Here is a 3,073-nt window from a genome sequence, read left to right as displayed (position 1 = left end):
GGCGGGACGTATGGCATGATCGGTTCAGGCGTGGGCGCGGCTTTGGGTGCAGGCCTTGGGTCGATCATCCCCGGCGTGGGTACGCTGATCGGCGGCATTGCCGGCGGCGGCCTCGGCGGCCTCTTGGGCGGCCTGTTTGGGCACAAGAAAAACCCCTACACGATCGACCAGGTGGTGATGGAAGGCGACCAGCTGAGCATGGGGCAAAGCTGGAACCAGAAGCAGACCGACACCATCACGGCGCAACTCAAAGCCGATATGGCCAGCGTCAACGCCACCATGAAAAGCCTCGGGCTGAAGGCTGAAAATCTCTATCTCGGCACGGTACGCGATGACCCGAACAACAAGGATCCGTCGCAACGTTCTGTCAGCCTGACCGATTTGCTGGGCAAGCTGCAGCTGCGCAGCGATGACAGCGCCACATTCAGCCAGGCGCTGTCGCAGGGGATGCCCGCGAGTTTCGACAGCGTGGCCTCATTCCAAAGCGCGGTAACACAGCTCAAAAGCATGGCCGACACGGTGGATGCGCTGGGTGTGGCGGTGTCGAAATTCAACAGTGACGGCACCGTGACCGTCTCGGGCTTTACCGAGGCCACGGGCGATCTGCGCACGGCGCTGGATACCATGCTCAACGGCAAGACACTCGCGACAAGCGATCTGCAATCGCAGGTTGCGACCATCACCGAGTTTGTGTCCAACACCATGCCCAATCTCATGAAAGCGACGGTGAACGGGCAGCAAAGCTGGGTCGAGCAGATGGAGGCGCTCAAGAAAACCTATGAGGCTGCCGCAACGCAGGCGAGCAGCTACGGGCTGGACGGCAACGCGCTCAATGACAAATTCGGCACGCTCTACGAGCAGGGCTATGCGAAGAACATGCAAAGCCTGGCCGAAAGCGCCCAAGCCTTCCGGGTGCGGTATCTCACCGCGACCGGCGATGACCAGGGCGCGGCGCTCATGAGTTTCGATCTGTCTGCCACCCAACAGAAACGCCAGCTTGCCGATAGCTGGCGCGATTTCCTGGGGGATGCCTACAGTTCGAACCAGACCTATCTGCAACAGGCATCGGATCTGGAAAAGACGCTGGGGGCTGAACGTCTGGCCATTCAAAAGGAGTATGCGGACAAGGCAGCGGACGCCGCCGCAGCCCAGGCCAAACAGGACGCCGAAGCCGCGAAACAAGCCCACGACCAGGCGGCCAGTTCCGCCGCCTCGGTCATCAGTTCTCTGGTCGATTTCACGCGTGGTCTGAGCACGTCAAGCGCCTCTCCGCTTTCAGCGGAAGCGCAATACAGGGCCGCAAACGACAATTTCCAGAGCACGCTTGCGGCGGCGCGTGCGGGTGATTTCAACGCGCTTTCCCATGTGCAGGGCGATGCGCAAACCCTGCTTTCCACGGATCAGGCCGTTTATGGGTCGGGCACGGAATATGCCCGTGTTTACGAGCAGGTCATGGCGGCCATGCGCGAGATCGGCACGCGCTCGCCCGAGGCACTGACGCAGGCGGCACTGAACCAGACACGCGACAACACCGCCAGTCTGGTCGATCTTTTGCATCAGCTGATTGCCGCAACCGAGGCCAACGGCATCACCCTGCGCGATACCGCCAACGCCACAAAGCAGAGCGTGGCCGAGCAGCGGCAGGCGGCCTTGCGCAAGGCAAGCTAGGCCATGCGGTCATATGACCGATTATCGAACAGGAGGCGTCATGACGGGTCAGCTTTTCCATGCGGTTGAGATCACAGTCACCGTGCCGGACGAGTCACCCATTCCCGTGCCCGCCCGTGGCTGGGGCACCGCGCCCTGGGGTGCACTGACCCAGCGCCCGGAATTGCTGGAAACCACCGAGATCCTGCGCTTTTCCGATGTGGGCTATGTCAGTGACAGTCATGGGGCGTGGCCCCCTCTGGTGCAACAGGCCTACAGCCTGGATCGTCGGCTCGATCTGCGTCCCGATGCGCAGGCAGGCGGCGAAAGCTGGGGCTCGCTTATTCTCTCGAACCCGAACGGGCTGATGGATCAGATCATCGCAACCCGCGTGGTCGATCACATGCCCATACGCGTGCGCCATGGCTGGCGGCGGCGCGATGCAATCCGGGGTTGTGCAATCGACCCGCCCGAGGCTGCGTTGCAACCGGCCTTTGCCGGGCTGGGCCGCTCATGGCAGCCCGACCGGCAGAGTGTGGAAATTGCGCTCACCGATGCCACGGCCTGGCTCGATGCCCCGGCGCAGGGCCTGCCTTATGACGGGCGGGGCGGTCGTCACGGCGGGGCCGATCTAGCGGGGCATTATCCCCCCAAATTGCGCGGTCGGGCTTTCAACCTCACACCGGTTGCCGTCGATACCATCAAGCTGGTTTATCAAGTGAGCGATGCACCCGGCACCATCGAGGCGCTTTATGAAGGCGGCGCGTCAGGCGGCATCGTCTTTGCCGGTCAGGTGGCGGATGTGTTCGCGACCGATCCGCCGCCCGGTCATTATGTGGTGCAATCCGATTCCTCGGGCCTGTGGTTTCGCCTCGGCACACGGCCTGTCTGGGCCATCACGCTCGATGCCACCGGTACCCTGCCGGATGGCACGACACCGGGCGGGCTTCTCACGCTTTTGCGTGGCGTGCTGCTTCAGGATTGCCAGCTTGCACCGGGTCTGTTCGACCCGGCCTGGCGCGATGCCGAACAGGTCATGACCTGGCCCGGCGGGTGGTTCTGGGATGGCAGCGCCCGCGTCACCGGGCGCGATATGGCCGACACCCTGCTTTCAGGGCTGGGCGTGCGGCTTGTGGCTTCACGCTCTGGCACGCTGCGCCCCGTGGCGGTGCGTGCCCCCGAGGGCAATGCCGTGGCGCATTTCGGGCCGCATAACCTAATCACCGTGGCCCCTGTGGCACTCGATGACATGCTCGACCCGCCGCCTGCACGCTGGCGAGTGGGTTATGCCCATGCGCAGACCGTGCAGGCCGCAGGTTCGGGGCTGAGCCCGCTTGTCACACCCGAACGTCAGGCGTTCATCGGACAGGCCGACCGGCTGGCAAGCTGGGCCTCGCCGGATCTGCGCAGGCGCTACCGCGTGCCC

The 3,073-nt window shown here is 63.8% G+C and carries 1 protein-coding gene and 1 pseudogene; both read left to right on the top strand.

Features of this window, described 5'->3' with window-relative positions; translation table 11 throughout:
- Window positions 1-1,668: pseudogene (locus P792_RS32155) on the top strand (hypothetical protein); the annotation flags it as partial.
- 40 nt (window positions 1,669-1,708) lie between these two features.
- On the top strand, window positions 1,709-3,073 hold a 1,365-nt coding region (locus P792_RS32150; protein WP_023979452.1), incomplete at its 3' end, for a hypothetical protein.

Source organism: Asaia sp. SF2.1, from assembly GCF_000505765.1.
GTDB lineage: Bacteria > Pseudomonadota > Alphaproteobacteria > Acetobacterales > Acetobacteraceae > Asaia > Asaia bogorensis.
This window is presented reverse-complemented; position numbering and strand designations above follow the sequence as displayed.